This window comes from Pseudomonas sp. zfem003, assembly GCF_032621675.1.
Lineage (GTDB): Bacteria > Pseudomonadota > Gammaproteobacteria > Pseudomonadales > Pseudomonadaceae > Metapseudomonas > Metapseudomonas otitidis.
This window is the reverse complement of record NZ_JAVYJG010000004.1, coordinates 366,698-391,407: the sequence shown is the minus strand read 5'-3', so window position 1 is coordinate 391,407 and position 24,710 is coordinate 366,698. Positions and strand designations below refer to the sequence as shown.

At 69.7% G+C, this 24,710-nt stretch carries 18 protein-coding genes; 1 reads left to right on the top strand and 17 read right to left on the bottom strand.

Features of this window, described 5'->3' with window-relative positions:
• Nucleotides 1-215 precede the first annotated feature (215 nt).
• From RTK35_RS10685 to RTK35_RS10665, 5 genes are all read right to left on the bottom strand, one after another.
• Nucleotides 216-1,472, bottom strand: coding sequence for an efflux RND transporter periplasmic adaptor subunit (locus tag RTK35_RS10685; protein WP_316907966.1), 1,257 nt, complete (start codon nucleotides 1,470-1,472; stop codon nucleotides 216-218).
• Entirely contained in the window at nucleotides 1,462-2,943 is a 1,482-nt protein-coding gene (locus RTK35_RS10680) for a TolC family protein (protein ID WP_316907965.1), read from the bottom strand. Before RTK35_RS10680 ends, RTK35_RS10685 begins: the two co-directional genes overlap by 11 nt.
• Nucleotides 2,936-4,147, bottom strand: coding sequence for an ABC transporter permease (locus RTK35_RS10675; protein WP_316907964.1), 1,212 nt, complete (start codon nucleotides 4,145-4,147; stop codon nucleotides 2,936-2,938). The genes RTK35_RS10680 and RTK35_RS10675 overlap by 8 nt, the downstream gene beginning before the upstream one ends.
• Nucleotides 4,144-4,845 (bottom strand): ABC transporter ATP-binding protein, encoded by a 702-nt coding sequence (locus RTK35_RS10670; protein ID WP_316907963.1) that lies wholly within the window; start codon nucleotides 4,843-4,845, stop codon nucleotides 4,144-4,146. Before RTK35_RS10670 ends, RTK35_RS10675 begins: the two co-directional genes overlap by 4 nt.
• Before the next feature lie 207 nt (nucleotides 4,846-5,052).
• Nucleotides 5,053-6,276 (bottom strand): hypothetical protein, encoded by a 1,224-nt coding sequence (locus tag RTK35_RS10665; RefSeq protein ID WP_316907962.1) that lies wholly within the window; start codon nucleotides 6,274-6,276, stop codon nucleotides 5,053-5,055.
• Between the two features lie 223 nt (nucleotides 6,277-6,499).
• Here RTK35_RS10665 and RTK35_RS10660 point away from each other — a divergent pair, with 223 nt between their 5' ends.
• The gene (locus tag RTK35_RS10660; protein ID WP_044407480.1) at nucleotides 6,500-6,724 is read left to right on the top strand and encodes a YdcH family protein; all 225 of its coding nucleotides are present in this window, start codon (nucleotides 6,500-6,502) and stop codon (nucleotides 6,722-6,724) included.
• 97 nt (nucleotides 6,725-6,821) lie between these two features.
• Here the strand turns inward: RTK35_RS10660 and tagQ are convergent, their stop codons facing one another.
• The 12 genes from tagQ to tagH all read right to left on the bottom strand — a co-directional run bounded on the left by tagQ (nucleotide 6,822) and on the right by tagH (nucleotide 24,627).
• Nucleotides 6,822-7,817, bottom strand: a complete 996-nt coding sequence (tagQ, locus tag RTK35_RS10655; RefSeq protein WP_232060710.1) for a type VI secretion system-associated lipoprotein TagQ — start codon at nucleotides 7,815-7,817, stop codon at nucleotides 6,822-6,824.
• Nucleotides 7,818-7,933: 116 nt separating this feature from the next.
• Nucleotides 7,934-9,631: a formylglycine-generating enzyme family protein gene (locus RTK35_RS10650; RefSeq protein ID WP_316907961.1), complete on the bottom strand. Its 1,698-nt coding sequence runs from the start codon at nucleotides 9,629-9,631 to the stop codon at nucleotides 7,934-7,936.
• Nucleotides 9,624-10,823: an ABC transporter permease gene (locus tag RTK35_RS10645; RefSeq protein ID WP_044407489.1), complete on the bottom strand. Its 1,200-nt coding sequence runs from the start codon at nucleotides 10,821-10,823 to the stop codon at nucleotides 9,624-9,626. Before RTK35_RS10645 ends, RTK35_RS10650 begins: the two co-directional genes overlap by 8 nt.
• On the bottom strand, nucleotides 10,823-11,539 hold the full coding sequence (locus RTK35_RS10640) for an ABC transporter ATP-binding protein (RefSeq protein ID WP_316907960.1): 717 nt from the start codon (nucleotides 11,537-11,539) through the stop codon (nucleotides 10,823-10,825). The genes RTK35_RS10645 and RTK35_RS10640 overlap by 1 nt, the downstream gene beginning before the upstream one ends.
• On the bottom strand, nucleotides 11,539-14,664 hold the full coding sequence (locus RTK35_RS10635) for a serine/threonine-protein kinase (RefSeq protein ID WP_316907959.1): 3,126 nt from the start codon (nucleotides 14,662-14,664) through the stop codon (nucleotides 11,539-11,541). Before RTK35_RS10635 ends, RTK35_RS10640 begins: the two co-directional genes overlap by 1 nt.
• Nucleotides 14,665-14,683: 19 nt before the next feature.
• Nucleotides 14,684-15,412, bottom strand: coding sequence for a PP2C family protein-serine/threonine phosphatase (locus RTK35_RS10630; protein WP_044407498.1), 729 nt, complete (start codon nucleotides 15,410-15,412; stop codon nucleotides 14,684-14,686).
• Nucleotides 15,412-16,107 (bottom strand): type VI secretion system-associated protein TagF, encoded by a 696-nt coding sequence (tagF, locus tag RTK35_RS10625; protein ID WP_160482902.1) that lies wholly within the window; start codon nucleotides 16,105-16,107, stop codon nucleotides 15,412-15,414. Before tagF ends, RTK35_RS10630 begins: the two co-directional genes overlap by 1 nt.
• The gene (gene tssM, locus RTK35_RS10620) at nucleotides 16,104-19,616 is read right to left on the bottom strand and encodes a type VI secretion system membrane subunit TssM (RefSeq protein ID WP_236212024.1); all 3,513 of its coding nucleotides are present in this window, start codon (nucleotides 19,614-19,616) and stop codon (nucleotides 16,104-16,106) included. Before tssM ends, tagF begins: the two co-directional genes overlap by 4 nt.
• Nucleotides 19,613-20,962 (bottom strand): DotU family type VI secretion system protein, encoded by a 1,350-nt coding sequence (locus tag RTK35_RS10615; RefSeq protein ID WP_074971462.1) that lies wholly within the window; start codon nucleotides 20,960-20,962, stop codon nucleotides 19,613-19,615. Before RTK35_RS10615 ends, tssM begins: the two co-directional genes overlap by 4 nt.
• Nucleotides 20,963-20,968: 6 nt before the next feature.
• The gene (gene tssK, locus RTK35_RS10610) at nucleotides 20,969-22,303 is read right to left on the bottom strand and encodes a type VI secretion system baseplate subunit TssK (protein ID WP_074971463.1); all 1,335 of its coding nucleotides are present in this window, start codon (nucleotides 22,301-22,303) and stop codon (nucleotides 20,969-20,971) included.
• 16 nt (nucleotides 22,304-22,319) lie between these two features.
• The gene (gene tssJ, locus RTK35_RS10605) at nucleotides 22,320-22,799 is read right to left on the bottom strand and encodes a type VI secretion system lipoprotein TssJ (protein WP_316907958.1); all 480 of its coding nucleotides are present in this window, start codon (nucleotides 22,797-22,799) and stop codon (nucleotides 22,320-22,322) included.
• An 82-nt stretch (nucleotides 22,800-22,881) separates the two neighbouring features.
• The gene (gene tagH, locus RTK35_RS10600) at nucleotides 22,882-24,627 is read right to left on the bottom strand and encodes a type VI secretion system-associated FHA domain protein TagH (RefSeq protein WP_172433788.1); all 1,746 of its coding nucleotides are present in this window, start codon (nucleotides 24,625-24,627) and stop codon (nucleotides 22,882-22,884) included.
• Between the last annotated feature and the right edge of the window lie 83 nt (nucleotides 24,628-24,710).

The following is a 24,710-nucleotide window of genomic DNA, read 5'->3' as shown; positions in this document are numbered from 1 at the left end:
GGCGGATTGGCAATGCCTCGAGAGGGGATTGGCAGCGAGACGGGCGGGAACAGGAAGGTAAAAGTGGGCTTATGCCGCCTTTATTGGGCGATCTTTCTCGCCTGCTGAGCCGCAGGGGATGCGATACAGGCCGCGGTTTGAGCCGAACGTTGGAGGGGCGGCGCTATGTCCCGGGCTGAAGCCCAGGCTACGTGGCAGCTACGGACAGCTTTGGCTCAGCCGTCCAGCGCCACCTGCCCGGGTTGCAGGTCGAAGACTTCGATGCCGCCGCGGGTGGCCCGCCCAGGGCGCACCTGCAGGCGCTGGATGGCAGCCTCGGGGGTGGCGCGGTAGTCCACCCACCAGCGCCCGTCCTCGTTGCGCAGGGCACGGGGCGGCAGCACCAGGGCCGATGGGTTGCTGTAGACCTGGATCGACAAGCGCGCACTCATGCCCAGGCGCACGCGCGCCAGTTGGTCCTCGTCGAGATCGGCGACGGCCACCACCACCTCGAACTGGGCCCCGCCCTGCCCGTTGCCCGCCAGGGCCTGCCCACCGACCACGCTGACCGTGCCCTGCAGCGCCTCGCCCTCGAAGCCGTCGCCCTCCACCCGCACCGGCAAGCCTTCCCGCAACTGGTTCACGTCCAGTTCCGAGACCCGCGCGACGATGCGCAGCCGCTCGATACCAGCCACGCCGAACAGCGGCGCTCCCTGGGTCACCGTGGCACCGGCCTGGACCGGACCTCGGGAGGCATCCTCGGGCGTGCCGCTGCCCGGCGGCGCGACCAGGATGCCGGCGAAGGGTGCGCGTACTTCCCGGGCTTCCAGCAAGGCCTGCAGGGCCCCGTGGCGCGCTTCGGCGTTGGTCAGCTCCATCCGGGCGATCTGCAGGTACTCACCGCTGCCCCGGTTGCGCGAGCGGGCCAGGTCACGCTCGGCGGCCTCACGGTCGAGGCGCTGGAGGCGGGCCTGCTGCTCCAGGTCTTCCAGCTCGTTGCGCGGGATGATGCCGCGCTCATAGAGGGCGCGGGTCTGGGCCAGCTTCTTCTCGCTGCTGGCCAGGGCCAGTTCGGCACTGCGCAGGGTGCGCCGGGCGCGGGTCATCTCCTCGCCGCTGTCCCAGTCCTCCAGCTCCTGCAGGGTGCGCCGGGCACGCAGCAGGCTGGCCAGGGCCTCGCGCTGCTGTACCTCGGTCTCGCCGGTGTCCATGCGCAGCAGCAACTGGCCGCTCCTCACCCGCTGCCCGAGCGCCACGGGCAGCTCGGCCACCCGCCCGGCGAAGGGCGCAGTCAGCACCCGGGTACGCTCGGCCTCAATGCGCCCCACCAGGCCCACGCTCTGCTCCAGCGGCTCGGGCTGCACCGTTACCCATTGGCGCCCTGCCGGCTCCCGCGCCGGGGAATCACGTAGGCCCCAGGCCAGGCCGGCCACCAGCAGCGGCAGGATCAGGAACAGCCCACGGCGGATGAGGGCGCGACGGTCAGTAGTCATTGAGCGAAATGTCCCATCGGTCGAGTGTGAGGCCCAGGGTCAGGTCCAGGCGCGTCTGCGCCTCCAGGTAGGCCAGCATCGCGCTGAGGCGGGCGTTTTCCGCATTGCGCAGGTCATTCTCGAAGCTGAGCACCTGGAAGTTGCTGGACCGCCCGGCCGCCAGCTTTTCCCGCTCGATCTCCAGCTTGCGCTGGGACAGGGCCAGGGCGCGGTTGGCGATCTCCAGCTGGCGCCAGCGGGTGCCTACGTCGCGCACCACGTCGGTGACATTGCGCTCCAGCAGTTGCCGCGCATCGGCCACCTGCAGGGCCTGATCCTCGACGTTGACCCGCGCCTGCACCTCCGCCTGGCGCCGCGACAGGTCGCCGATGGGGATGTCCACGCGGATGCCGGCGTAGCTGTCCCAGGAGCGGTCGGAGCCGCTGGCGGTGGGGTAGCTGTAGCGATCCTGGCGCTGGCTGCCCCCCACTTCCAGTGACACATCCCACAAGCGTTGGTTCTCGGCGATCACCAGGTTGAGGTCGGCCTGCTCCCGGGCGATCAGCTGGCGCAGGTAATCCGGCTGCTGCTGCTCGGCCAGGCGCAGGGCCTGCTCACGGTTCACCTCCATGGGCTCGGCCCCCAGCTCGTCGCTGGCGCGGACGCGCGAGGACAGGTCCAGGGCCAGCAGGCGCAACAGTTCCAGGCGCGAGGTGTCCACCTGGTTGGCGGCCTCCTCCACGCCCAGCTCCTGGGTTGCCAAGTCGGCTTCGGTCTGCACGATCTCGAATTCGGCCATGCGCCCGGCCTCGATCATCGAACGGTTGACCTTGACCAGCTCGCGGGTGCGCTCCAGCGCGGCACGGGCTATGCGCAGCTGCTCCTGGGCCCGCAGCAGGTTGCGGTAGGCGCTGATGATGGCGGTGATGGTCTGCGAGACGCTGGACTTCAGCGCCAGTCGATTGGCCTGCTCGCCGAGCTGGGCGATGCGCACCGGCGCCCGGTTCACCTCGCGCCCGGCGTTGCGCAGCAGCGGCTGGATGAGCGTCAGGTCGACGCCATCGTTGCGCCGCCGCCCGGCCACGTCGGCCTCGTTGTAGCCATGGTTCCAGCTCAGGGCGACCTGGGTTCCGAACTCACCGAGCATGGTGGCAGTGGGACCGATGCGCCCATCGCGGTAGCGGTCCTGGTGGTTACGGTTGGCCCGGTAGGTGCCGTTGATGTAGAGCTTGGGCGAGAAGGCATCCTCCGCCACCCGCAGGTCGAACTTCTGCGCGATGCGCCGCAGGTAGCTGCTCTGGATGCTGCGGTTGTTGCGCAGGCCCAGGGCCACGGCATCCAGCAGGCTGAGGTCGGCCTCCTGCTCGCTCAGCAGTACGCTGCGGCTCTCCCCCGCCATGCTCGGTGCGGAGGGCGAGAGCCGCTCGCTCCACGGCGCCCCCAGGGCGGGCAACGCCACGGCCAGGAGCGACGCCAGCAGGGCCTTACGCATCGCGCAGGGCCTCGACCGGCTGCAGGCGCGAAGCGGACACCGCCGGATAGAGGCCGAAGAACAGCCCCACCAGCAGCGTGCTGCCCATCCCCAGCGGCAGCGCCGAGGCCGCCAGGCTGAAGGCCCAGCCGGATAGCCAGGCGTAACCCCAGGCGGCGGCGATGCCCAGCAGCGCACCGGAGAGTGCACCGGCAGCGGTCAGCGTCACAGCTTCCAGCAGGAACAGGTTGCGGATGTCCCGCTGCCGCGCTCCCAGGGCCATGCGTACGCCGATCTCCCGGCGGCGCTCGCTGACGTTCATCAGCATCACGTTCATCACCCCCACCCCGCCGCCGGCCAGGGAGATCGCCCCCAGCCCGCCCAGCAGGTAGGTGAAGGTGCGGGTCTGCTGCTGCATGGCCTCGATCATCTGCTCGGCCACCTGCAGGGCGCCTTTCTCCTCCCCGACGATGCGGTCGTTGACCCAGGCCGCTACCCGCTCGCCCACTGGTGCCACCGCCTGGCCGGGCGCGACCCGGGCCAGCAGCGCGCCGAGGCGCGGGTCGGCATTCACCCGGGCCATCCCGCTTTCGGTGAGGAACAGCGAGTCGTTGCTTGTGAAGGGGATGATCCCGCCCTCCCCCTGGGCCCGCAGCCGGCCGATCACCTGGAACTGGTAGTGGCCGATGCGCAGCCAGTCGCCGACCCGCAGCGGGTCATCCGGCTCTCCCAGCGCCTGGGCGGCTCGGCTGCCGACCACCACGAAGGCCTCGCGCCGGTCGAAGGCGGACAGGGTGCGCCCTTCCGCCAGGCGCAGCCCGGCGGTATCCGCCAGCGCATCGCCGGCCCCCACCAGCGCCAGGTTGGCGCTGCGCCCGTGGAACACCACCGGCGCGCTGTAGAGCACCACCGGGCTGGCGGTGGCGACCTCGGGCACCGCCTGGCGCAAGGCCTCCACGTCGAGGCGCAGCGGCAGCCCGTCCTGCCCCCGCGCACCGGAGGGCAGTTGCACCACCACCGTCTCGGTGCCCATCTCCTTGAACACGCTCATGGCTTGGTCGGCCGCGTTGCTGCCGATGTTGAGCAGCGCGATCACCGAGCAGCTGCCCATGACGATGCCCAGCAGCGCCAGCAGCGAACGCCGCCCCAGGTTGCGCAGGCTGCCGATGGCCTCGTGCAGCAACTGGCCCAGGGAGGGCGAGGCGAACCCGGCGTGGGCGCTCATGCCGGCAACGCCTCGCTGACGCGGCCCTGCACCACCCGCACCTGGCGGTCCAGGCGTTCGGCGATGCCGGGGTCGTGGGTAACGATCACCAGGGTCACGCCCTGGTCGCGGTTGAGCGCGAGCAGCAGGGTCATGATGTCCTCGGCGGTGGCCGTATCCAGGTTGCCGGTGGGCTCGTCGGCCAGGATCAACGAGGGCTCGCCCACCAGCGCCCGGGCGATGGCCACCCGCTGCCGCTGGCCGCCGGACAGGTCGGCCGGGCGATGGGCCGAGCGCTGGGCCAGGCCGACCTGCTCCAGCACCGCCCGCGCCCGCTCGCGGGACTCGCCCAGGGGCACGCCGCGGTAGCCCAGGGGCAGCGCCACGTTGTCCAGCGCGCTCAGGCGCGGCAGCAGATTGAAACTCTGGAAGACGAAGCCGATCAGGCGATTGCGCAGGGCCGCCAGCTGATCCGGCGTGGCCCGCAGCACGTCCTGCCCGGCCAGGTGGTAGTCGCCGGCGCTGGGCCGGTCGAGCAGGCCGAGGACGTTGAGCAGGGTGCTCTTGCCCGACCCGGAGCTGCCGAGGATGGCACAGCTCTCGCCATGCGCCACCTCAAGGGAGACACCGCGCAGGATGCTCAGCTCCTGGCCGGCGTGGTGGTAACGCTTGTCGATGTCCCGCAGGCGGATGAGCCGCTCGTTATTGTTGTGCAACATGTCCATGTTTCCGCCGTTCCGTACTGTGCGCCGCGCCCGCAGGACGTGGGCGAAACCGCTCTAAAACCGGCATCCGCGCCGGCCCAGGCAGTGCCCGGCGCAGCGCTCAGTAAGAGCAAAAATCCCTCTCAGGTAAAGCCAATCTTTAGTTTGGGGACCCCGTCGCTGCCTGGGCTGCGACGGGTGGAACCTGGCTGGAATGGTAGGTCAGCTCAGCTCATCCAGCAGCTCGGCGCGGCTCGGTTCGGGGAAGCCCAGGGTGCGGTAACGCGGTGGGTAGTAGCCGGGCACGGGCTCCAGGTACTCGCCCAGCAGTTCCAGGGCCTGGTCCCAGGCGACCATGCGGGTCTGGGCGTTGCCGGTGTCGCCTTCGGGGCGGACCAGCATGAGGCGCTCGGTGACCGGGAGCAGCGTGTCGACGCCACGGGTCCAGGTGCTGAGGGAGAACAGCTGCTCCGGGTCCTGCTGGCTGGCGAACAGCAGGTAGCTGGCGACGAAGATGTCCACGGCGTTGTCTTCGTTGATCAGGTCCAGTGACTGCTTCTGGGCGTCGTACTCGCTCTTGGTGTAGAGCTTGCGCAGCCGCTCCAGGCTGGCCTGGAGCAATGGGTTGTGCACGCTGTAGGGCACTACCTTGGCGTTTTCGTAGCAGTACAGGCCCGCCGAGAGGATGCGGCCCTTCTCCATCGCCTCCAGGCTCAGCGCCACCAGGCTGGCCAGACCATGCCCGTCGCGGTCGCCGGTGACCAGCAGCACGTCGCGGGTGGGGATCATGAACACCGGGCGGCCCTTGAGCGGCAGCCGCTCGAGCACGTCGGGCAGGAGGATGCGGCTGGTGTCGTAGCCGTCGCCCCAGGCGCCCTGGAAGACCCCCGGTGCCGGCTGGATGAAGCTGTCGGCGGTGGTGTCGCGCAGGTTGGTGAGGGCGATGGCGATGCCCTCCTCCAGGCGGATGTCCCAGCTGCGGTCCGGCCCTTTCACCAGGGTGGCGGTGGACTCGGGGTGGTCGATGGCCAGCAGCACGGCAGCGTCCATGCCCAGGGGCAGGTAGGCCGGGTGGAAGTCATTGTCGTGGCCGTCGGTGCGCACGTGGTGCAGGCGCACCTCTTCCAGGGTGCCGAGGCTGCGCACCACCGGCAGCAGCAGCGGGCGTGCCTCGTCCAGCGGCATGACCAGGGAACGCTGGTTGTCGCACAAGGCGGCGATGTAGCCCTGCAGCGCCTTGCGCCGGCCCGGCCCCCGCGCGTTGCAGTACTCGCGGTAGGCGTTGTGCAGGTTGAAGAAGGCGCTCTCGCCGTAGTTGAGGCGGAAGTCGCGGGGGCTGTAGTGCATCTCGCCCTTGAAGCCGGCCTTGCGGGCCGCGGACTCGAACAGCGCGGCGAAGGCATCCGGCGAGGGCTTGCGGTTGAAGAGGAAGTCGAGCAATGCCATGGCTTTACCAAAAGAAATCAGGCGATGGACTCAGGAGGAGCCATTCTCCGTGCGCAACCCTACAGGACCGGCACAGCCGCACCAACCCGAGCAGAACCCACTAAGAGTGACGAATACAGCCTCATTGGAAATGGGCACGTTGACAAGGGTCAGCAAATCCTCGGTGGCGAAGGCATAGCGTGGTAACAGCTGCCCTCAAACGAACCCAGGAGATTCGCCGTCCATGTTTCCCGAATACAGAACGCTGATCACGAAACTCAAACACACCGATGCTCACTTCCAGAAGAAGTTCGACCAGCACAATGCGTTGGATGAGGAGATAACGAAACTGGAAAAACACAATGCCAGTGATTACAGCAACGAAGTAAGAGACCTGAAAAAACAGAAACTCAAACTGAAAGAAGAGCTGTACGAGATTCTCAAGCAGCACTCGCAACAAACACCCTGACACTCACCCCAAACCGCCTATCCCGCTGCCTGCATGCAAACCTCCTGCACGCAGGCAGCGGCCAAAGGGCGGGCCGCCAAAGGCCCGCCACTCACACTCAGGCCTTGGAGCAGCTGGCCGGCGCCCAGTCACCCATGTCGGGGCTGTTGCACACGTCGCTGACCATGGTCGCGCCCTGGCTGGCGACCTTCTGGCTTTCGGCACGCTTGGCCTCGGCCTTCTGCAGGGTGCGCTCGGTGGCCACGGCTTCCTTCGGCACCTTCTTCGCAGCGGCGGTGGTCGCCTTGGTGCTGGCCTTGGTAGTGGACGCCTTGCTGGTGGAAGTTTTGCTTCCGGACGCCTTGGTGCCGGTGGCCTTGCCGCCCTGGCTGGCGACGCTCACCGGGTTCTCGGCGGCGACCACCTGGGTCACGGTCTGACGCTCGACGCCCACGGTCTGCAGGTCACGCTCGTAGGCCTGGGTGTAGGTGTTGATGTTCTCGCCGGCACGGCCGTCCACGGCAGCCATCAGGGCGTTGGTTTCCTGCAGGCCGGCCACGATCTCGGCCATGCGCAGGCGACCTTCGCTGTCGCTGATGCTCTTCGACTTGCGGGCGCTCATCAGGTTGTTGAATTCGCGCTGGTAGCAGCTCTGGGCGGCGCTGGCGTAGCGGATGCTGCGGTCCAGTTCGCCGCTGCTGCTGTCGATGTCGGCGGCGTAGGAGGCGATGCGCGCGTTGTCGTCGGCGATCTGCTGCTGGCGCGCGGTGTAGTAACCGGCTGCACCGCCCACCAGTGCGCCACCGGCGGCACCGATCAGGGCGTTGCGACCGGCGTGCTCGTCGCTGGACAGGCCGCCGGCCAGGGCACCAAGCACGCCGCCGGCGATAGCACCGGTGGCCACGGACTGGGTCACAGCCTGGTCGGAGGCGCGCAGCTGGCTCACCGGCTGGTAGCACTGCGGGTAGTACTCCGCCTTGGTGGTGGCGGCGACCTTGGAGCTGGGCGAGCCCATGCCGGCACAGCCGGTGAGCAGGACGCTGGTGCAGGTGACGGCGGTGATCAGCGCAGTGCGCACCGAAGAGAAAGCCGGAATGTTGCGTGGAGTAGCCATAGCCATGGTCATTGCTCTCGTTCTATGAGTTGTCCTGGTTCATGCGGACGCACGGTCGTCCGCCTGATCTTCATCCCTGTGCCCTGCCTGGGTACCGGGTCGTTGCCGACCGACGCTCAGGGTCCGAGCAGTTCCTTCAGAATCACGTCCTTGTCCGCCTTGCGCTGTTGCCGATATTGGCCGACATGCTTGACGAAAAGCGTGGCCCGGTTCACGAGGCTCTTGCCCAATACCGGGTTTCGGTTGAGTTCCTCCTTGGTTCGCTGGAACTGCGCCTGGATCACCGCGTCGGTATAGCGGGTGCCGGTGGCCAGGTTGTCAATATAGATCGCCAGGGCGCCGTCGAGCGCCGTGCGGCCGTTGGTCATCGCGCTCTCGTAGAGCTTGGCGGCGTTCTCGTCCTTGGCCGCCTGGGCCTGGTCACGGCTCTTCTTCAGGTTGGTCAGGCGGATGTTGTAGTTGTTGATGGTCTCGGCCACCAGGGCGGCGGACTGTATCAGGTTGCCCGCGGCCTCCTCGCGCTGTTTCGCGATCAGCGAGATGTTGCGCTTGAGCTCCTCGTTGACCAGCGCCAGGCGCCCCTGCAGCTCCGGGTCGGTGCTGCTGGCGATCACGCTGTCGAGCAGTCGGGTGGGGTCCTGGTCTTCGCTGATCTCGTCGGTGAGGGACGAGGAGCGGCCTTCGGCCTTCCATTGCTCGAACAGCTCCTTGTAGCGCGAACGCGGGGCCGAGAGTGCGCCGATGGCCACGCGAAAGCCCGTGGTCTCGTTGCGCTGCTCGGTGCCGTCGGCGGCGAACAGGGGGTACTCGCGGCGCATGCCGGTGAACAGCGTCATTTCACCTTCCAGGTAGTTGCCGCCTTTGACCACGAAGCCGCCGTAGGTTCCCTGGCGACGTCCCGCATGCACCAGCTGGAAGGACTCCTGGACCATCTCCGCGGCGTTGCCGATCACATCGAACAGGCCGATCGGGTTGGGCTTCTTCAGGCCCACCGGCAGCAGCCGCGCCGCCTGGCCGGTACCGCCGGCCACCTGGTTGAACACCGCCCAGTCGGCCAGCGGGCCGTCCCCCTCGGCACCTTCCTGCTTGCGCGGGAACAGCCGGGCTTCCAGTTCCTGGCGGCTGACGGCATGGGCGCCACGGGCGGCATATTCCCATTCCACTTCGGTGGGCAGGCGCACGAAGGCGACGCCGCCCTCTTCCGCTTTGGTGCCCCGGCCGCTGACCGGCAGCAGGCCGCGGTGGTTCTTCAGCAGCCAGGCGCTGTAGACGGCGGCGAAGCGCTCGGCGTCGAAGTGCGACAGGTTGACCTTCGGCAACCGCGCCGCCATGCCCGGCTGGGCCGGTTCGCACGCCGGCGGCTCGCCCTGGCCGGCCAGGGACGGCGCCTGGGACATCACCAGGTCGTACTGGCGCTGGGTCACCTCGTACTTGCCGACGAAATACAGCATGGGCTTGAGCAGCGTGCCTTTCTCCGGCTTGGGCAGGCCGGGGCCGACCTTCGCCTGCCAGGGCTTGGGCAGGTCGTTGAGGGTGAACTGGCCGTTGATGTAGTCACGCCGGTAGCCGGAGATGAACGACTGCTGGTAGCCCGTCTCGCCTTCGCTGAAGGGGTAGCCGAGGTTCACCTCGCGGTCGTCCAGTGCGCCCTTGGCCAGCACGTAGACGTAGCGGAAGGCCATCTGCCCCTCGCAGGGCAACGGCAGCAGCACGTCGTCGTCCATCGGCTTGGGGTTGTAGAGCGGGTCCGGGTCGGCCTGGGCCACGGCGGCGACCAGGGACAGTGAAAATGCGACTGTCAGCAGCTTAGACATCACGTAGTCCTTCCGAGGCTTCGATGCGGGCCGCGCGCCACCCACCGGTGGCAGCGGCCAGGGCGCTGCAGCCGAGGGTCGCCAGCAGCGCCAGCAGGTAATGGGAGAGTTCCAGCCGGCAGGCCTGTTCGCCCTCGGCCGACTGGAACAGCTGGTTCAAGCCACTCTCGGCCGCCAGGTACAGCAGGCCGGCGAGCACCAGAGCGATCAGCCCCGTATAGAGCGCCTGGAGCACCACGAACAGCACCAGGCCGAAGGTCGGGAAGCCCAGCAGGCGCAGCACCGAGAGGTCGCGGCGCTTGCGTTCCACCGCCGCCAGGGTGCTCGCTGCCATGGCGGCGAAGGCGCCGGCCAGGGCGAGCGCGGCGATGACCCAGAACACCAGGGTCAGGTTGCGGCTCAGGGCGCGCACCTGGGCGATGGCCTGGGCCTGGGTGGAAACCTCCAGGCCGCGCTCGGCGAAGTACAGCCGCAGCGGCTCCACCGCATCCAGGTCGCGGGCGTAGAGGCGGAAGCCGGGGTAGACCCGCGCCCGCGTGGCGCCGGCCTCGACGCCCGGCCAGCCGAAACGCGGCACGGCCAGGCCGTCGCGGTAGTCCTCCACCGCTTCCAGCAGGTCGAGCCGGGCGAACAGCGCCGGACGCGGGTAGGCCTCCAGGGGCAGCACCGCCTTGACCCGCAAGCGCGTGCGCTGGAATTCCGGCTGGCCGTTGCTGGCGCGACCGAAGGCGGCGGTGAGCAGCGCCCCGGCCTGCACCCCGAGGCGCTCGGCGGCGCGCTGGCTGAGCACCACCTCGTCGGCACCGGGCAATTGCGCGGCATTCACCAGCGGGTCGCCCTCGGCGCTGGGAACCATCTCCACGGTGAGCGGCTGCGCGCTGTCGTCGGCGTACAGGTCGGCAGTGGCGGCGATCTGCCGGGTGCGGGGCACCACGAAGGCCACGTCGGGCCGGGCCGCCAGCTCGGCGATGCCCGCCAGGCTGAACCGCGCACCGCCAAGGGGGATCACCTCGCGCACGGCCGGGTCACGCTCCAGGCGCTCGGTGAGGGTGCTGACCAGGCCGTGCTTGAGGCCGAACAGCACCAGCAAGGGCGCCACCACGGCCACCAGCGCGAGCACCGCGCACAGCGACAGGCGCGCCTCGTCGCGGTAGTCGTCCCAGGCCAGGCCGGCCAGCAGCGCGCCGCGCATCAGCGGGCCTCCGCCAGGGTCGCGGTGACGCCACCATCGGCGCCGCGCTGCAGGCCGATGGGCAGCGGCACCAGCCCGGCGCGCTCGGCCAGGGCGTGGTCGTGGGTGGCCACCACCAGGCACAGCTCGCGGTACTCGGCCTGCTCCACCAACAGGTGCATGACCCGCTCGGCATTGAGCGGGTCCAGCGAGGCGGTGGGCTCGTCGGCCAGCAGCAGGCGCGGCTGGTGCGCCAGGGCACGGGCGATGCTGACCCGCTGGCGCTGGCCGACGGAGAGTGCCGCCGGGCGCTTGTGCAACTGGTCGGCGATCTCCAGCTGCTTGGCCAGGCGCTCGACGCTGCCGTTCTCCGGCAGGCCCAGCAGACGCCGGGGCAAGCCGATGTTGCCGGCCACGTCGAGGTAGCCGAGCAGCCCACCGGTCTGCAGCACGTAGCCGATGGCGCGACCGCGCAGGGCCGCCAGGGCGTCCTGCCGGCCGTCACGCCAGAGCGCGGCGAGGTCGTGCTGGCTGCCGGCGTCGTCGAATTCCATCAGCGCGCCCGGGTCCGGCGACAGCACCAGGGCCAGCAGGTCGAGCACGGTGCTCTTGCCGCTGCCGCTGGGGCCGACCAGGGCCAGGCGCTGGCCGCCGCGCAGATCCAGCCGGGGGATCTCCAGGCTGTAGCGCTGGCTGCCCTGCCCGCGCGTCTTGCGCAGGTCGCGGATGCGCAGCATCAGGGCAGCGTCGACAGCGGCACGCGGTAGAGGGCGTCACCGGGGGCGGCGTCGCCGAAGCGCACCCAGTTGGCGGTGTCGTTGTGGAAGGTCTCGTAGAGGCGGATCTTCGATTCCAGCTCGTCGATGAAGTCTTCCTGCTCGGCCACCGACAGCGACAGCCACAGGTCCTGGCTCATGTTCAGCGCCTTGCTGCGGTACGGCAGGCCGTCCAGGTACTCGCCCAGCAGGCCGCTCTCGGCCAGGTTGCCGCCCTGGGTCAGCTTGGCCGGGTCGCGGCTCATGTAGGCGCTGGCGCTGGCGATTTCCTGGAAGAAGTCCTTGGGCGAGCTCTGGGTGCGGCGCGCAGCGTCGACGATCACCTTGAGCGCCTGCTGCAGGTCGTTGAGCTGCAGCTTGGTGAGCAGCGCACAGACCTGGAAGGCCGGCAGCTGCGGGTTGGTCAGGTCGCGATCGGAGGTCCAGGCGGTGACCAGCTGCGGGGCACGGGCCTGGTTGCGGTGGCCGAGGAAGTCCATGTGCATGGCGTAGCCCACCGCCTCGGTCTTGGCGGCGATGCTGGCGCCGCCGGTGGGCGCCTCCAGCTCGGCGTTGCTGCGCACCTTGTGCACCAGGTCGGCGAAGGTGCTGGCGATCTCGTTGACGCTCTCGCCGAACTTCTTCACGTCGCCGCCGCCCACGGGGATGTACAGGTCGCCGATCTGCGGGTTGGCGTCGGCGGTGAGCACGCGGTACTGCTGCTCGGCGAAGCTGTGGTTCTTCTTGCCGGCGTCGGTCTTCAGGTGCAGGGCGTAGATCTTGATCTGCTTGCGCAGCGCCGCTTCGCGCACCTCGGCCTCGTTCATGTGGGTCTGGCCCAGCGGGTCGCTCTTGCGCAGCGCGCCGGCATCGCTGACCAGCAGGATCAGGCGGCCGCCGTAGCCGCTCCAGTCCATGCCGTCGACGGCCTGCATCACGCCGGCGAAGGCATCTTCGTTGAAGTCGTGGCTGGAGACGTTGGTGGCCTTGACCTGCTGGGCCAGCTCCAGGAAGCGCGCCGGGTCGCGGCCCTCCTCCAGGCTGACCAGGGTCTTGGCGGTGTACTGCAGGCCCGGTGTCTTGTCGGTGTTGTTGCGGAACCCGACCATGCCGAAGCTGACGCTGTCCAGCTCGCCCCGCGCGGCGATCTCGCCGTGGAGCTGGTGGACCACATCACGCACGCGGTCGATGTAGGGCTGCATGGAAACGGAGGTGTCCACCACCAGCACGATGCCGGTGCGGAAGGCGTCCGACGAGGCCGCTGCGGCAGGCTTGCCGTCCCCCTGCTTGCGCGGGGTGTCGCCCGGGTCGATGGAGGCGACGTTGAGCACCTGCACCGGCTGACCGTTGCTGTCGAAGCTCTCCCGCGCGTCGAAGATCGGCAGCAGGTAGAACTGGTCCTGGGGCACGGCGCTGGCCGGCGGCTCGATGGCCACCAGCTCGGGGTCGGTGGCGTCGCCGAACTGGGCCTGGTGCACCGCGTTGCGGGCCTTGGCCGAGTCCATGAGGAACTGCTCCACCTGGTTGGCATCACGCAGGAACATCACCGGCGAACGGCCCGAGCGCTCGGTGAACTTCAGCACCAGGCTCTGCTTCCAGTCGCTGACCTTGTCCAGAGGCAGCCAGCCGTCGCGGTGGCCATCGCTGGAGGCGCCTACTTCCACCCAGGGAGTGCCGTTCACCACCTGGCGGGCATACACGTAGAACACCGAGAAGGCCGGCACCGCCTCGCCGTCGCCCTGGCCACCGGCCTGGCTGGCGAAGCGTGCGCCGGGCTTGCTCAGCACGCGTTCGAAGAGGGTCTTCTTGCCGGCCATCAGCAGCGGGCGGTCGCCGCCCTGCACGTCGGAGGCCGGGGTGGCCTGGGTCGCTACCGTGGCCGTGGTGGTATCGGGCGTGGACGGGGTGCCGGTGGTCGGCGCCGTGTTGCTGTCATCCCGCACCTGCACCACCGGCGGCGTGCTCTCGCCACCGCGGTTGAGCCACCAGTAGCCACCGCCTCCCAGGGCGGCAACGCCGAGGGCGGCCAGGCCGGCGGCGACGATCAGCGGCGCGCGGCTCTGCCCTTCGGGCTTCTGCGTGGCGACCATCTCGGTGTCCAGCACCGATTCGCGCTTGCGGCCGGCGCCGCTGTCCGCCACCGGCGGTGCGGGCGGCACCTGGGTGGCGGCGTCGGGAATGGAGACGGTGACCGGGGTCAGCCCGGTCATGCCGCTGGCGGCCGGCGGGTTCACCGCACTGGCGGAGCTGCCGGGCAGGCCCAGCGGGCGGAACTGGGTCGCTTCGTTGTCGTCGGCCACCGGCGCCACGGGCGCAGCCGGCAGGCGGTCGAGGGCGGCGATCAGCGCGGCGGCGTCGGGGTAGCGGTCGCTCGGGTCCTTGGCCAGCAGCCGGGTGAGGATCTCCTGGTAGCGCCCCTGGGCGATGGGCAGCTCCGGCAGCGGCTGGGTGATGTGCGCCAGGGCGGTGGACAGCGAGTCGGTGCCCACGTAGGGCAACTGCCCGGTGAGGATCTCGTAGAGCACCACGCCCAGGGCGTAGAGGTCGGCGCGGCCGTCGATCTCCTGGCCACGGGCCTGCTCGGGGCTCATGTAGCTGGGGGTGCCGACGGCGAAGCCGGCCTGGGTGAACTGGGTACGGTCGTCCAGCGCCTTGGCGATGCCGAAGTCGGAGAGCACCGCGCCGCCGTCGGCGCGGAACAGGATGTTGGCCGGTTTGACGTCGCGATGCACCAGGCCCTGGGCATGGGCGTAGCCCAGCGCCGAGGCGATCTGGCGCAGCCACACCAGGCCCTGCTCGGGGCTCAGGCCGGCGGCGATACGCTCCTTCAGGGTGCCGTTGGGCAGGTACTCCATGGCCATGTAGTACAGGCTGCCGACGTTGCCGATGTCGTAGATGGTCACGGTGTGCGGGTGCGACAGCCGCGCCAGAGTCTTGCCCTCGCGCAGGAAGCGCTCGCAGAAGCTGGCGTCGTTGGCCAGCGCAGCGGCCATCACCTTCAGCGCCACCTTGCGTTCCAGCGAGCGCTGGGTCGCCAGGTAGACGACGGCCATCGCGCCATCGCCCAGTTCGCGCTCGATCTCGTACCCCGGAATCTGAATGTCCATGCTGGTCTTTTTTTCTTTCTCAGGATGCTTTGACGACTACCGCCGTGATGTTGTCCGGCGCGCCCCGGGTCAAGCCCAGATGCACCAGGCTGCGGACCACCTGGTAGGGGTCCGCGTGGCCCAGCACTTCGCACAGTTCGTGGTCGTCGGCGGTCTTGTTCAGACCGTCGCTGCAGAGCAGGAAACTGTCTCCCGGCAGCACGACGAACCGCGATTCCTCCAGCTCCAGGTCATCCTGCACGCCGATGGCCCGGGTCACGATATTGGCCATGGGGTGCGCCCTGGCCTCCGTTTCGTTGAGCAGGTGGCTGTCCACCAGGTCCTGGACGTAGCTGTGGTCGCGGCTGATGCCTTCCAGGCGCCCTTCCCGCAACCGGTACAGGCGGCTGTCGCCGGCCCACAGGCAGGTGCCTTCGCCCCCGCGCGCGGCCAGCACCACCACGGTGCTGCCCATCATGTTCACCCCGCGCTGGGCCGCCTCGGCCCGCACCAGGGTATTGACGTGCACCAGCGCCGCGCGCAGGGCCTCCACGTAGAGGTCCAGCGCATCGGTGCAAGGCACGCCACGGAGCGTATCGACGATCAGGTTGCTGACGTAGTCACCAGCGGCGTGTCCGCCCATGCCATCGGCCACCACCCAGAGCCCGCGTTCGCAGGCGTCCAGGCAGGCGTCTTCGTTGACCTGGCGGACCATCCCCACATGGCTGTGGCTGGCCGACTGGTACTGCGTGACAGGAGGCAGCGGCATCACAGGCTCCCGAAATCGATCTGCCCGATGGCCGGGGGCTGGCCGACGGCGCCCTCGCCCACCAGGAAGCGACTGAAGTAGCGGGTCGGCGGCAGCCCCTGGAACCTCACCAGTTGCGCCTCCACCCGTTGTGATCCCCGCCCCCAGAAGAAGCTGCAGCCCTCGCCCGCCAGTTGGCCGAGCACCGCGCGGCGCGCCGCCTCGCCCTCCACCGGGTAGGCCAGTGCGCCCAGGTCGCTGACCCGGGGCGTCACCCGTGGGCTTGCCTCCGGCGCGCCCAGGGCCTGGACCCCGCGCTCGAAGGCATCGACGTCCGCCTCCGGCTCCAGGGTCGACAGCAGCAAGGCCTCGGCCTGTTCGAACCAGGCGTCGGCGCCCCCCACCAGCGCGCCGCTGTTGCACGACGGCTCCAGCGCCACGGCGATGGTGAGGGGAAAATAGCGGCCCACGCGGTCGATGCTGGGCATCATCACGCCGGCCACCGCCTCGGGCACCAGCAGGCCCGGGGCGATGCTGAAGCGCCACAGCGGGCTGATCAGGTAGGCGTCGAGCCAGGCGCCGCCCAGCTCGGCCTGGCTTTCCGCCATGCCGGCGGCCAGCCAGCGGTCCCAGGCCTCGATGAAGGCCGGGGTCAGACCGCGATGGATGAAGTCGCCGCGGCCGGCGAGCTTGCCGTAGAAACCCGCTGCGCTCATAGCCGCTCCGGCAGGCCGAAACCGCTCACCACGCGGCTGCGGAACGGGTTGAAGGCGCTGCTGGCACGCAGCTCGCTGGAGATGCTCAGGTTGTCCACGCGCATGCGCAGGGTGAAACGGTCCGGCGCGTTGCCCTGGGTCAGGTCGGACTGGTCCAGCAGGCGGAACCAGGCCCACGGCCCTTCCAGGGTCAGGCCGGAACGACCGGCGCTGGTGGGCGGGGTCACGCTCAGGCGCACCACGCCCAGGCTGTTGGGGCTCGGCCATTGCATGGCCACCGGGCGGCTCGGGCCGTGGTCATAGCTGAACTGCTGGCCGTCCAGGTCCAGCTGGAACTGGTCGATGGCGGCGTCCATGGCCACCGCCTTCAGCTCGAAGCGCACCATCGGCGTGGTGTTGCCGGAGCGGAAGAAGGCATCGCGGATCTGCGCCGCACGCTGGAAGGTACCCAGCACACCGGCACTGATGCCCAGCTTCTCCGCTGCGCCCGGCTGCCAGCGCCAGGTGGTGGCGGAGGTGTCGACGTAGGGCTGCAGGTACTTGCGGAAGTAGCTGTCCATCACCCCGCCGACGCCGAAGAAGGCGCCGAAGTCGTCCAGGGTGGCGTCGCGGGTGCTGTTGCGGTCCAGCGGGTAGCGACCGGCCAGGGACTGCCGGTAGACGTTGACCACCTCGGCCGTCCAGGCGGCGTTCAGCTGGTTGCGGATGCCGCCCATCATGGTGTTGGTGGAGGCGCTGACCACCGACTTGACCAGCCCCTGCACCAGCGGCGGCTGGCGCTCGGCGCCGAGGCTGACGCGCTGGGCGGCGGCCTGGGCCTGGTTCTTCGCCTCGCCCAGCAGCTGGTCGCCGCTGGCGCCGCTCATGGCACTGAGCTGCACGTAGAGGGCGTTGAGGTCGGCCAACAGGGCCTCGATGGGCGCGGCGGTGTCACCCTCGCCCTTGTCCACCAGGCTGTTCAGCTCGGCGAAGTGGCGGCTGATGGGGTCGTTCGCACCCGGTTGGGCCGGTTGCTGGGTGTCGTCCCCGCCCTGCCCCACCAGGGCCTTGAGCTTGTCGACGGCGCCGTTGCCTTCCTTCGCCAGCTTGGCGGCGGCCAGGCGCTCTTCCTTCTGCAGGTCGGTCTCCTTGGCCACGGCTTCGAGCAGCTTCTTCAGCGGCGACTGCGGGCCGGACAGCACCCGCAGCACATCGGCCGCCTGGCCGGTGCTGGTGATGGGCACGAAGTCGATGTCGGCCAGCAGCGCATCCCACTGCCGCAGGTAGTCCTGGAAGTACAGCTGGCGCACTTCCAGGGCCAGGCTGGCGGCGTCCTGGGCGTCCTCCACGGTGCGGCCGAGCACCCACTGCTCCTCGGCCAGGGTCCCGGCCTGGCTCAGGCTGGAGACCATGAACACCTCGCGGTAGCCACGCTGGGTGAAGAAGCCGGGCAGCGGGTCGTTCAGCGGCTTGCCGCTCTTGCGTGCGAAGACCAGCGCGGCGTCGCGGCCGGCGGCTTCGCTGATGCGGAAGTCCGGCACGTTCTGCGGCAGCTTCTGGCGCTTGACGCGGTCGTACACGCGCTGGGCGACGGAGAGCTGCTGCAACTGGCGACGGGTGTCCTGCACCAGGTCGTCGTCCAGGCGCACGGCCGGCGGCGCGCGGTCGTACAGCGCGGCCAGGTGGTCGTTGAGGGCCTGGCGCTGTTCCGGCGCCAGGTCGCGGGGCAGGCTGCGGTCCCAGTCCAGGGCGATCCAGGCCTTGATGAAGTCGCCGTCGTAGTGCTCCGGGTCGGCCAGCATCAGGTAGGCCTTGAGGCCCTCGTAGAGGAAGTCGGAACTGCCGCCCCCGCGCAACTGCTCTTCCAGGCGTGCCATGACCCGGGGGGCCATGACCGCGATCAGCAGCTTGCGGTACACGCTGGCGCCCTCGGCGCCGAGCATGTCGCCCTGGTAGAGGCCGAAGCCCTCGGCCCAGGACGGCGCGTCACCCGGCGCATTGCGGATGGCGTTGAGCAGCGGCAGCACCGCCAGCACCTCGCGCTGGGCCGGGCTGAGGGCCTGCAACTGGCCGTGCAGCGGCTTCACCCGCGCATCCACTTCGGCGATGTAGGCCTGGTTGGCGCGGAAGCTGGCGATCCACACGCCCAGCACGGCCAGCACCAGCACCACGGTGGCGGCGAGCACGCCCCGGGCGATCCAGGTGCGCTGGCGCTCCACCTTCGGGTTGGCGCCCACCAGGCCGCGTTCGCCGAAGGCCACCTCGCGGAACAGCCGCTCGATGAAGTAGCTGCGCCCGGTACCGGTCTGGCGCGCCAGGTGCTGGCGGTCCAGGTTCATGCTCTGGGCCATGGCACCGATCAGGCGGTCGATGGGGCTGCCTTCCTGGGTGCCGCTGGTGAAGTACACGCCGCGCAGCAGCGGGCGCTCTTCATAGGGGTTGGGCTTGAACACGCCGTCGAGGAAGCCCGACAGCGCATCGCGCAGGGCCGCGAACTGCTGCGGGAAGCCGTAGATCAGGTCGCGACGGGCGGGATCGCGCTCCTGCTGCAGGCGCTCCACCAGGCGCTCGTTGAGGCGCTGTTCGAGCAGGGCGAACTCGCTGCCGAACACCGACAGCGGGCCTTCGGCGCTCTTGCCGTCGTCCAGGGCGAAGGTCATGCCCCAGACCTGGGCACGCTCTTCCTTGCTCAGCGCGTCGAAGAACTCCATGAAGCCCGGCACCAGGTCGAGCTTGGTGAGCATCACGTAGATGGGGAAACGCACGCCGAGCTGGGTGTACAGCTCCTGCACCCGGGCGCGGATGGCGCGGGCGTGGGCGGCACGCTCGGTCTCGCTGCCCAGCAGCAGGTCGGACAGGCTGATGGCGACGAAGGCACCGTCGATGGGGCGGCGCTTGCGCTGGGTCTTGAGCAGGTCGAGGAAGCCCAGCCAGGCGGCCTTGTCCACTTCGGCGTGGCTGTCCTGGGTGGTGTAGCGGCCGGCGGTGTCCAGCAGCACGGCCTCGTCGGTGAACCACCAGTCGCAGTTGCGGGTGCCACCGACGCCGCGGATGGCGCCCGAGCCCATGTGCTCGGCGAGGGGGAAGTTGAGGCCGGAGTTGACCAGCGCAGTGGTCTTGCCCGAACCCGGCGGGCCGATGATCACGTACCAGGGCAGCTCATAGAGGTTGCGCCGCTCATGGCCGCCGAGCTTGGCGCGCTTGAGCAGGGCCAGGGCCTCGTCCATGCGCTGCTTGAGGGTGGCCAGCTCTTCGCTGGTGGCCACGGTGGCGGCGTCGGGGGCGACGGCCACCAGGCCCTGCATGACCTTGGCCGCGTTGCGCCGGGCCTGGATCAGGCGCAGCACGCGCCAGCCGATCCACACGGCGAACAGCAGGATGATGATCACCCAGCGCACGGTGGCCGAAGCCAGGGGCTCGAAGCCGCCGATGGCGATGAGCGGGCCGACGAACCAGATCACCAGGCTGAGGGCGATCAGGCCCAGCACCGGGATGACCCAGCGGGCCAGGAAACTGAAAAACGCCTTCACTCGACGCCCTCCGCGAAAACAGTGATCTCCACCCGGCGGTTGCGCGAACGGCCGTCGGCGGTGTCGTTGGATGCGACCGGCTCGGTGTCGCTGCGGCCTTCGGCGCGGAAGCGCTCGGGCTGGCCGGTCTTGGCGGCGAGCACGTCCATGACCTGCTGGGCGCGGTCCTGGGACAGCTTCCAGTTGGACGGGTAGCGCAGCGTGGCGATGGGTCGGTTGTCGCTGTGGCCGGTGACCAGCACCTGGCCCTTGACCTTGCGGATCGCCTCGGCGATGCGCAGCAGCAGCGGCTGGAAGTCATCGTCGATGCTGGCACTGCCGGAGGCGAACAGCTGGTCGCCACGGATGGTCACCACGGAGCGGTCCACGGCGTCTTCCACGGCCACCTTCTGGGCGCGGATCTCGTCGGCGAGGAAGCCGGCCAGGCGCGGGCGCTCGACGATCTTCGGCTTCTGCGGCGGGCGGTCGATGGTCTGCACCGGGATGTCGCCCAGGGCATGCAGGTTCTTGAACACCGGCTCGGCCTCGGCGGCCAGCTTCAGCCGCATGCCGAACAGCAGGGCCAGCAGCAGCGCGGCGCCGATGGCGATTACCACCCAGGGCGGCAGGAACTGGCGCAGGCGATCACGGGCGACCACCAGGCCGCGCCAGTGCGGCGACAGCTCGCGCTCGATCTCGCCATGGGTGGCACGGATGGTGGCGGCCACCCGCTCGCGCAGCGCGTCGAGCTGGCTGCGCCCGTCGTTCATGACCCGGTAGCGGCCTTCGAAGCCGAGGCTGATGCACAGGTACAGCAGTTCGAGGATGTGCAGGCGCTGGCGCGGGTTCTGCAGGCAGTGGTCGAGCAGCTGGAACACCTTCTCGCCACCCCAGGCCTCGTTGTGCAGGGTGATCAGCAGGCTCTGCTTGCCCCACTCGCTGGCACTGCCCCAGGGGGTGCTCATGACCGCCTCGTCGAGGGCGGTACAGAGCACGTAGCGGCTGAGCATCACCTCGTCCTGGGGGACGCCGGCGGCGCGGGCCTTCTCTTCGAACTGGCGCAGGTAGCCCAGCAGCTGCGCGCGCAGGCTGGCGGGCATCGGGTGGGCGATGGTGTTGCGCAGCCGGGTGAGCAACGCCAGCATCGGGCCGGCGGCGTTCTCCAGGGGGTTCAGGCCCAGGCCGCGCGCGGTGAGCATCGGCCCGCTGGCCGGGGCCGGGCCGGGCGGCGGTGCATCATGGCGCGGCGCCGTCGGCTCAGGGCCACGCCCGCCCGGGCGCGGCATGATCATGGTGCGGTCGTTGTTGTTGCCGCCACTGCCGCCACCGATGGGCGGGCCGCCGAAGGGATCGTCGATCGGGTGCATCGCGAATTAACTCCGGATGGCCCAGAAGGCCAGGTTGAGGCCGGGGAACTTGCCGGCGATGTGGAAGGCGAAGCCGCCGGAATGCACCAGCTGCTTCCAGTGGTCGCTGCCGCGGTCCAGTTCGAAATAGGTGCTGCCGGCGTGGTACGGCAACTGGCGCGGCGCCACCGGCAACGGCAGCAGGCCGATGCCCGGCAGCTGCAGGTTGACCAGGTCGCGGATGTGCTCCACCGAGCCCACCTTGGCCTGCTGCGGGAAGTGGCCACGGATGGATTCGCCGGGCACGTCGGCGCGCACCACGAGGATGAACGCGGAGTTCTCCAGCAGGGTGCGGTCGGCCAGCATCGCCACGTGCACGCCGTAGGCCTTCTCGACGATGGGGATCGGCACCGCGCGGCTGTCGATGACCATCGACAGGGCCTGGCGCAGGGCCAGCATCACCGGGGCGAAGCTGTTGGCCAGGTCGTCGTGCTCGTAGGCCGGGTATTCGGCCGGGCGCCGGCCACTGGCGGTGAAGGTGGAGAACTCGCCGGCCAGGGCCACGGCCTCGCGGTAGAAGTCCTCGGGGTGCAGCGGGGCGATGCGCGCCAGGTGCGCCACCAGGGGCTCGGCACGGTTGACCAGTTGCAGCAGCAGGAAGTCGGCGATTTCCGAGGCACCGCCCGCGCCGGAGGCGACCACGCGGCCGGCCAGGGCCTCGCCACGCTGGTGCAGCAGGCCCAGCAGCTCGCTGCGGAAGGCCGCCAGCGGCTTGGACACGGCCACGTCCAGCAGCGGCGGGATGTAGGACTCGTCCAGCACCACGGCGCGGTCGGCGCGCTTCTCCAGCACCCGCACCACGCCCACGGCGGCGTATTCGCCCAGGCCATCGCGCTCGGTGACCAGGCGCAGGGCGCGACCACCGATGGACACGGGGGCGCGGCTTTCGAAGGCGGCGTTGTCGTCGCGCACTTCGCGCACCTGGCTGCGGTAGCGGGCACCGCCCAGCTCCTCGCCCTCCTCCACCGTGTCGCGGGCACCGGCCCGCTTGAGCGGCAGGGCCAGGTAGATGATGCCGTCGCGCAGGCTCTCTTCCACGTCGAACGGCTCCGGCGCCACGTCGTCGCCGGGGATGTCGAACGGGGTGCCATCGGGCAGCAGGCCACGGGCGGAGAGGATCGCCAGCTTGCCCTGGGTGAGCAGCGACTCGTCGATCTTCAGCTCGGAGAACCCCCAGCTGCCGGGGCGCAGCGAACGGCAGCGCCCTTCCACCAGGGCTTCGAGGTAACGGTCATGCTGCTGGAAGTGCTGCGGACGCAGGAACATCCCTTCCGACCAGACCACACGGTTGTTCCATGACATGGGCTGTCTCCGCTTTTCAGTGTTCGGTGATGGGCGCCGGCGCGACGGTCACGCCGCGTGCGCCGAACTTGAGGCTGTAGGCGCTGGTCTGGTTCAGCGGAACGGTGATGACGTCACGCCAGACAGCGGCATCCAGTTCGCGGTAGCCGACCACGATGCCGAACTGCCGGGTGCCCTCGTCGAGGGTGCGCTCCTGCATCTGGCGATCGGACGGCTTGACCAGCAGTTCGTCCTGGGCGACCAGGTCGGCGGCGAGGGTCGCCTGGGCCTTGTCCACCAGGGAGAAGTAATCGGCACGGCTGAAGGTGGTGGCGTTGCGCAGCTCGTACAGGCGCACCCGCACCGGCGTGCCGGCACCGCCGGGCAGCGCGTTGAGGTCGGCACTGGCTTCGATCTGCAGCTGCACCACGGTGGGCGGCGGCGGGGCTTCCTTTTCCGGCTCGGAGGCACAGGCGCTGAGCAGCGCGGCCATGGCGAGCATAAGAATCCTTGGCATTCGGTACGTCCTCGTTGACTGCTGTTGATCCACGGAAGCGACGGCGGGACGGGCCTGGCCACGCCCCGGCAGGCGGGCGGCGCTAGCCACCGCGCAACCTGGCGCTGTGCTCCTCGTAGGCGCGACTGAACTCGCGTCCGAACAGGTCCTGGAAGTCGTCCTCGGCCTCCCGCGAGATGCTCGCGTAGAGGTCGGTGAACAGCTCCCAGTACTGCGACTGCCGGGAACCCGGCAGCAGGGCCGACAGGCCCGATGGCTTGCTCAGGCGGGCTTCGAGGGTGGCGGGCTCGAAGCGCTTGAGCAGGTGCTTGATGGCGGCCTGCACACCGGCCATGACGGCCAGCTGATGCGCCTTGACGTCATCGAAGCTCTCCTTCACCGCCTGGTCCGGCGGCATGAAGGCAGCGTTGCCGTGGCGCAGCAGGAGCAGCAGCGCCTCGTCGGCATTGGGGGCGAACTTGAGCGGGTTGTTCTCCACCGGGCGGATCATGGTCTGCGACATGCGGAACTCGCCCTTGAGGCTGGAGCGCGCGCGCAGCACGTCCACCAGCCCTTCCACCATCAGCCGGTAGCTGCGCCCGATGGCCTCCATCTGCGCGGCCGCCTCGGCGCGGTCGATGCGCAGCTGGGACAACCCAGCACCGCGCAGGAAGGCTTCCAGCAACTCGCCCTGGGGCGCCTGGGCAACCCCCTGGGGCGGCGCGGCAACCGGGGGAACCGCCTGGGGCGGCGTGGCGGCAGGCGGCGTCGGCACCGGCATGGCTGCGGCCAGGGGTTCGAGCGGCGGCGTGGCGATGGCGGCGTGGGTGGCCTGGGCGGTGGGCGTCAGCGCCGGGGCGACGGGCACGTCCACAGGCGCTTGCACGGGCACGGCCACCGGCGCCTCGGCCTGGGGGCTTGGCTCGAACGGGGTGCTGCCGAACAGCACGGCCATCGGGTCCGGCTGGGCGGCGGCCTGGGGCGGCGGCACGGACGTGGCCTGGGCATCGCTGACAGGCGTGCCGATCCCGGCGAAGAAATCCTCGGGCACGTGCATCGGCGCCGGCTCGGGCACCTGGGGCGTGGCGGCCGTGGGCATCGGCACCGGGATCGACGGGGCCGCCGACGGGGTGGAGAGGCCGAGGTCGGCAAAGGGGTCCCAGTCGGCCGGTATCGCATGGGCCTCGGCGGCGGCGGCCGGGGGCGGCGTCACGCTGGGCAGCGGCGGCGGCGCGGGCGGAGCCACCGGTGTCGGCGGGCGGAAATCATGACGCTCGGCGGGCACATGGTCGGGAATCGCGGCCGCCGGCGGTGGCGCCGGATTGAGGAAGTCGAACAGGTCCGGCTTGGTGTCCAGCGGCGAGCCGCCCATGGGCATCTGGGTGGCCGAGGGCGCGGCGTAGGGTTCGGGGATGGCGCTGGAGGCGACCTGCCGGCTCATCAGCGCATCGAAATTGCTGAACGGGTCCGCACCGCCCACCGACGGAGCAGCGGCCGGGCCGCTGGAGAACGGCTGCGAGGTGGCCGGCGCGGTGATCTGCACGAGGATCTCGTACTCGCCGAGCTTGAGCACTTCGCCATCATTGAGGCGCTCGCTGTTGCCCCGGCGCAGGCGGATGCCCGACTGCGCGAGCATCACGCCGTTGGTGCTGGTGTCGGTGAGGTAGTAGACGCCGTCACGGCTCTGGATGGTGCAGTGCTGGCTGGACACCAGGCGCTCGGGATCAGGGAGCACCCAGTCGTTTTCCGTACCACGACCTATCCTCAGTTCACCACGGTCCAGCTCGGCGTCGGGACGTTGCCCGGGGGTGAGCTTGTGATAACTGGTGATGGTCAAACGCAGTGGCATTGCGACTCCTTGCACATCTCACTGGAGAGGGGCGCGAACACCGAACCCTTCGATGCCGTGCAACAGCGCGCCGGTCCGGACCC

Coding starts and splice junctions, on each gene's coding strand:
- RTK35_RS10685 (WP_316907966.1), bottom strand. CDS start 1,472: ATGACTACTGACCGTCGCGCCCTCATCCGCCGTGGGCTGTTCCTGATC.
- RTK35_RS10680 (WP_316907965.1), bottom strand. CDS start 2,943: ATGCGTAAGGCCCTGCTGGCGTCGCTCCTGGCCGTGGCGTTGCCCGCC.
- RTK35_RS10675 (WP_316907964.1), bottom strand. CDS start 4,147: ATGAGCGCCCACGCCGGGTTCGCCTCGCCCTCCCTGGGCCAGTTGCTG.
- RTK35_RS10670 (WP_316907963.1), bottom strand. CDS start 4,845: ATGTTGCACAACAATAACGAGCGGCTCATCCGCCTGCGGGACATCGAC.
- RTK35_RS10665 (WP_316907962.1), bottom strand. CDS start 6,276: ATGGCATTGCTCGACTTCCTCTTCAACCGCAAGCCCTCGCCGGATGCC.
- RTK35_RS10660 (WP_044407480.1), top strand. CDS start 6,500: ATGTTTCCCGAATACAGAACGCTGATCACGAAACTCAAACACACCGAT.
- tagQ (WP_232060710.1), bottom strand. CDS start 7,817: ATGGCTACTCCACGCAACATTCCGGCTTTCTCTTCGGTGCGCACTGCG.
- RTK35_RS10650 (WP_316907961.1), bottom strand. CDS start 9,631: ATGTCTAAGCTGCTGACAGTCGCATTTTCACTGTCCCTGGTCGCCGCC.
- RTK35_RS10645 (WP_044407489.1), bottom strand. CDS start 10,823: ATGCGCGGCGCGCTGCTGGCCGGCCTGGCCTGGGACGACTACCGCGAC.
- RTK35_RS10640 (WP_316907960.1), bottom strand. CDS start 11,539: ATGCTGCGCATCCGCGACCTGCGCAAGACGCGCGGGCAGGGCAGCCAG.
- RTK35_RS10635 (WP_316907959.1), bottom strand. CDS start 14,664: ATGGACATTCAGATTCCGGGGTACGAGATCGAGCGCGAACTGGGCGAT.
- RTK35_RS10630 (WP_044407498.1), bottom strand. CDS start 15,412: ATGCCGCTGCCTCCTGTCACGCAGTACCAGTCGGCCAGCCACAGCCAT.
- tagF (WP_160482902.1), bottom strand. CDS start 16,107: ATGAGCGCAGCGGGTTTCTACGGCAAGCTCGCCGGCCGCGGCGACTTC.
- RTK35_RS10615 (WP_074971462.1), bottom strand. CDS start 20,962: ATGCACCCGATCGACGATCCCTTCGGCGGCCCGCCCATCGGTGGCGGC.
- tssK (WP_074971463.1), bottom strand. CDS start 22,303: ATGTCATGGAACAACCGTGTGGTCTGGTCGGAAGGGATGTTCCTGCGT.
- tssJ (WP_316907958.1), bottom strand. CDS start 22,799: ATGCCAAGGATTCTTATGCTCGCCATGGCCGCGCTGCTCAGCGCCTGT.
- tagH (WP_172433788.1), bottom strand. CDS start 24,627: ATGCCACTGCGTTTGACCATCACCAGTTATCACAAGCTCACCCCCGGG.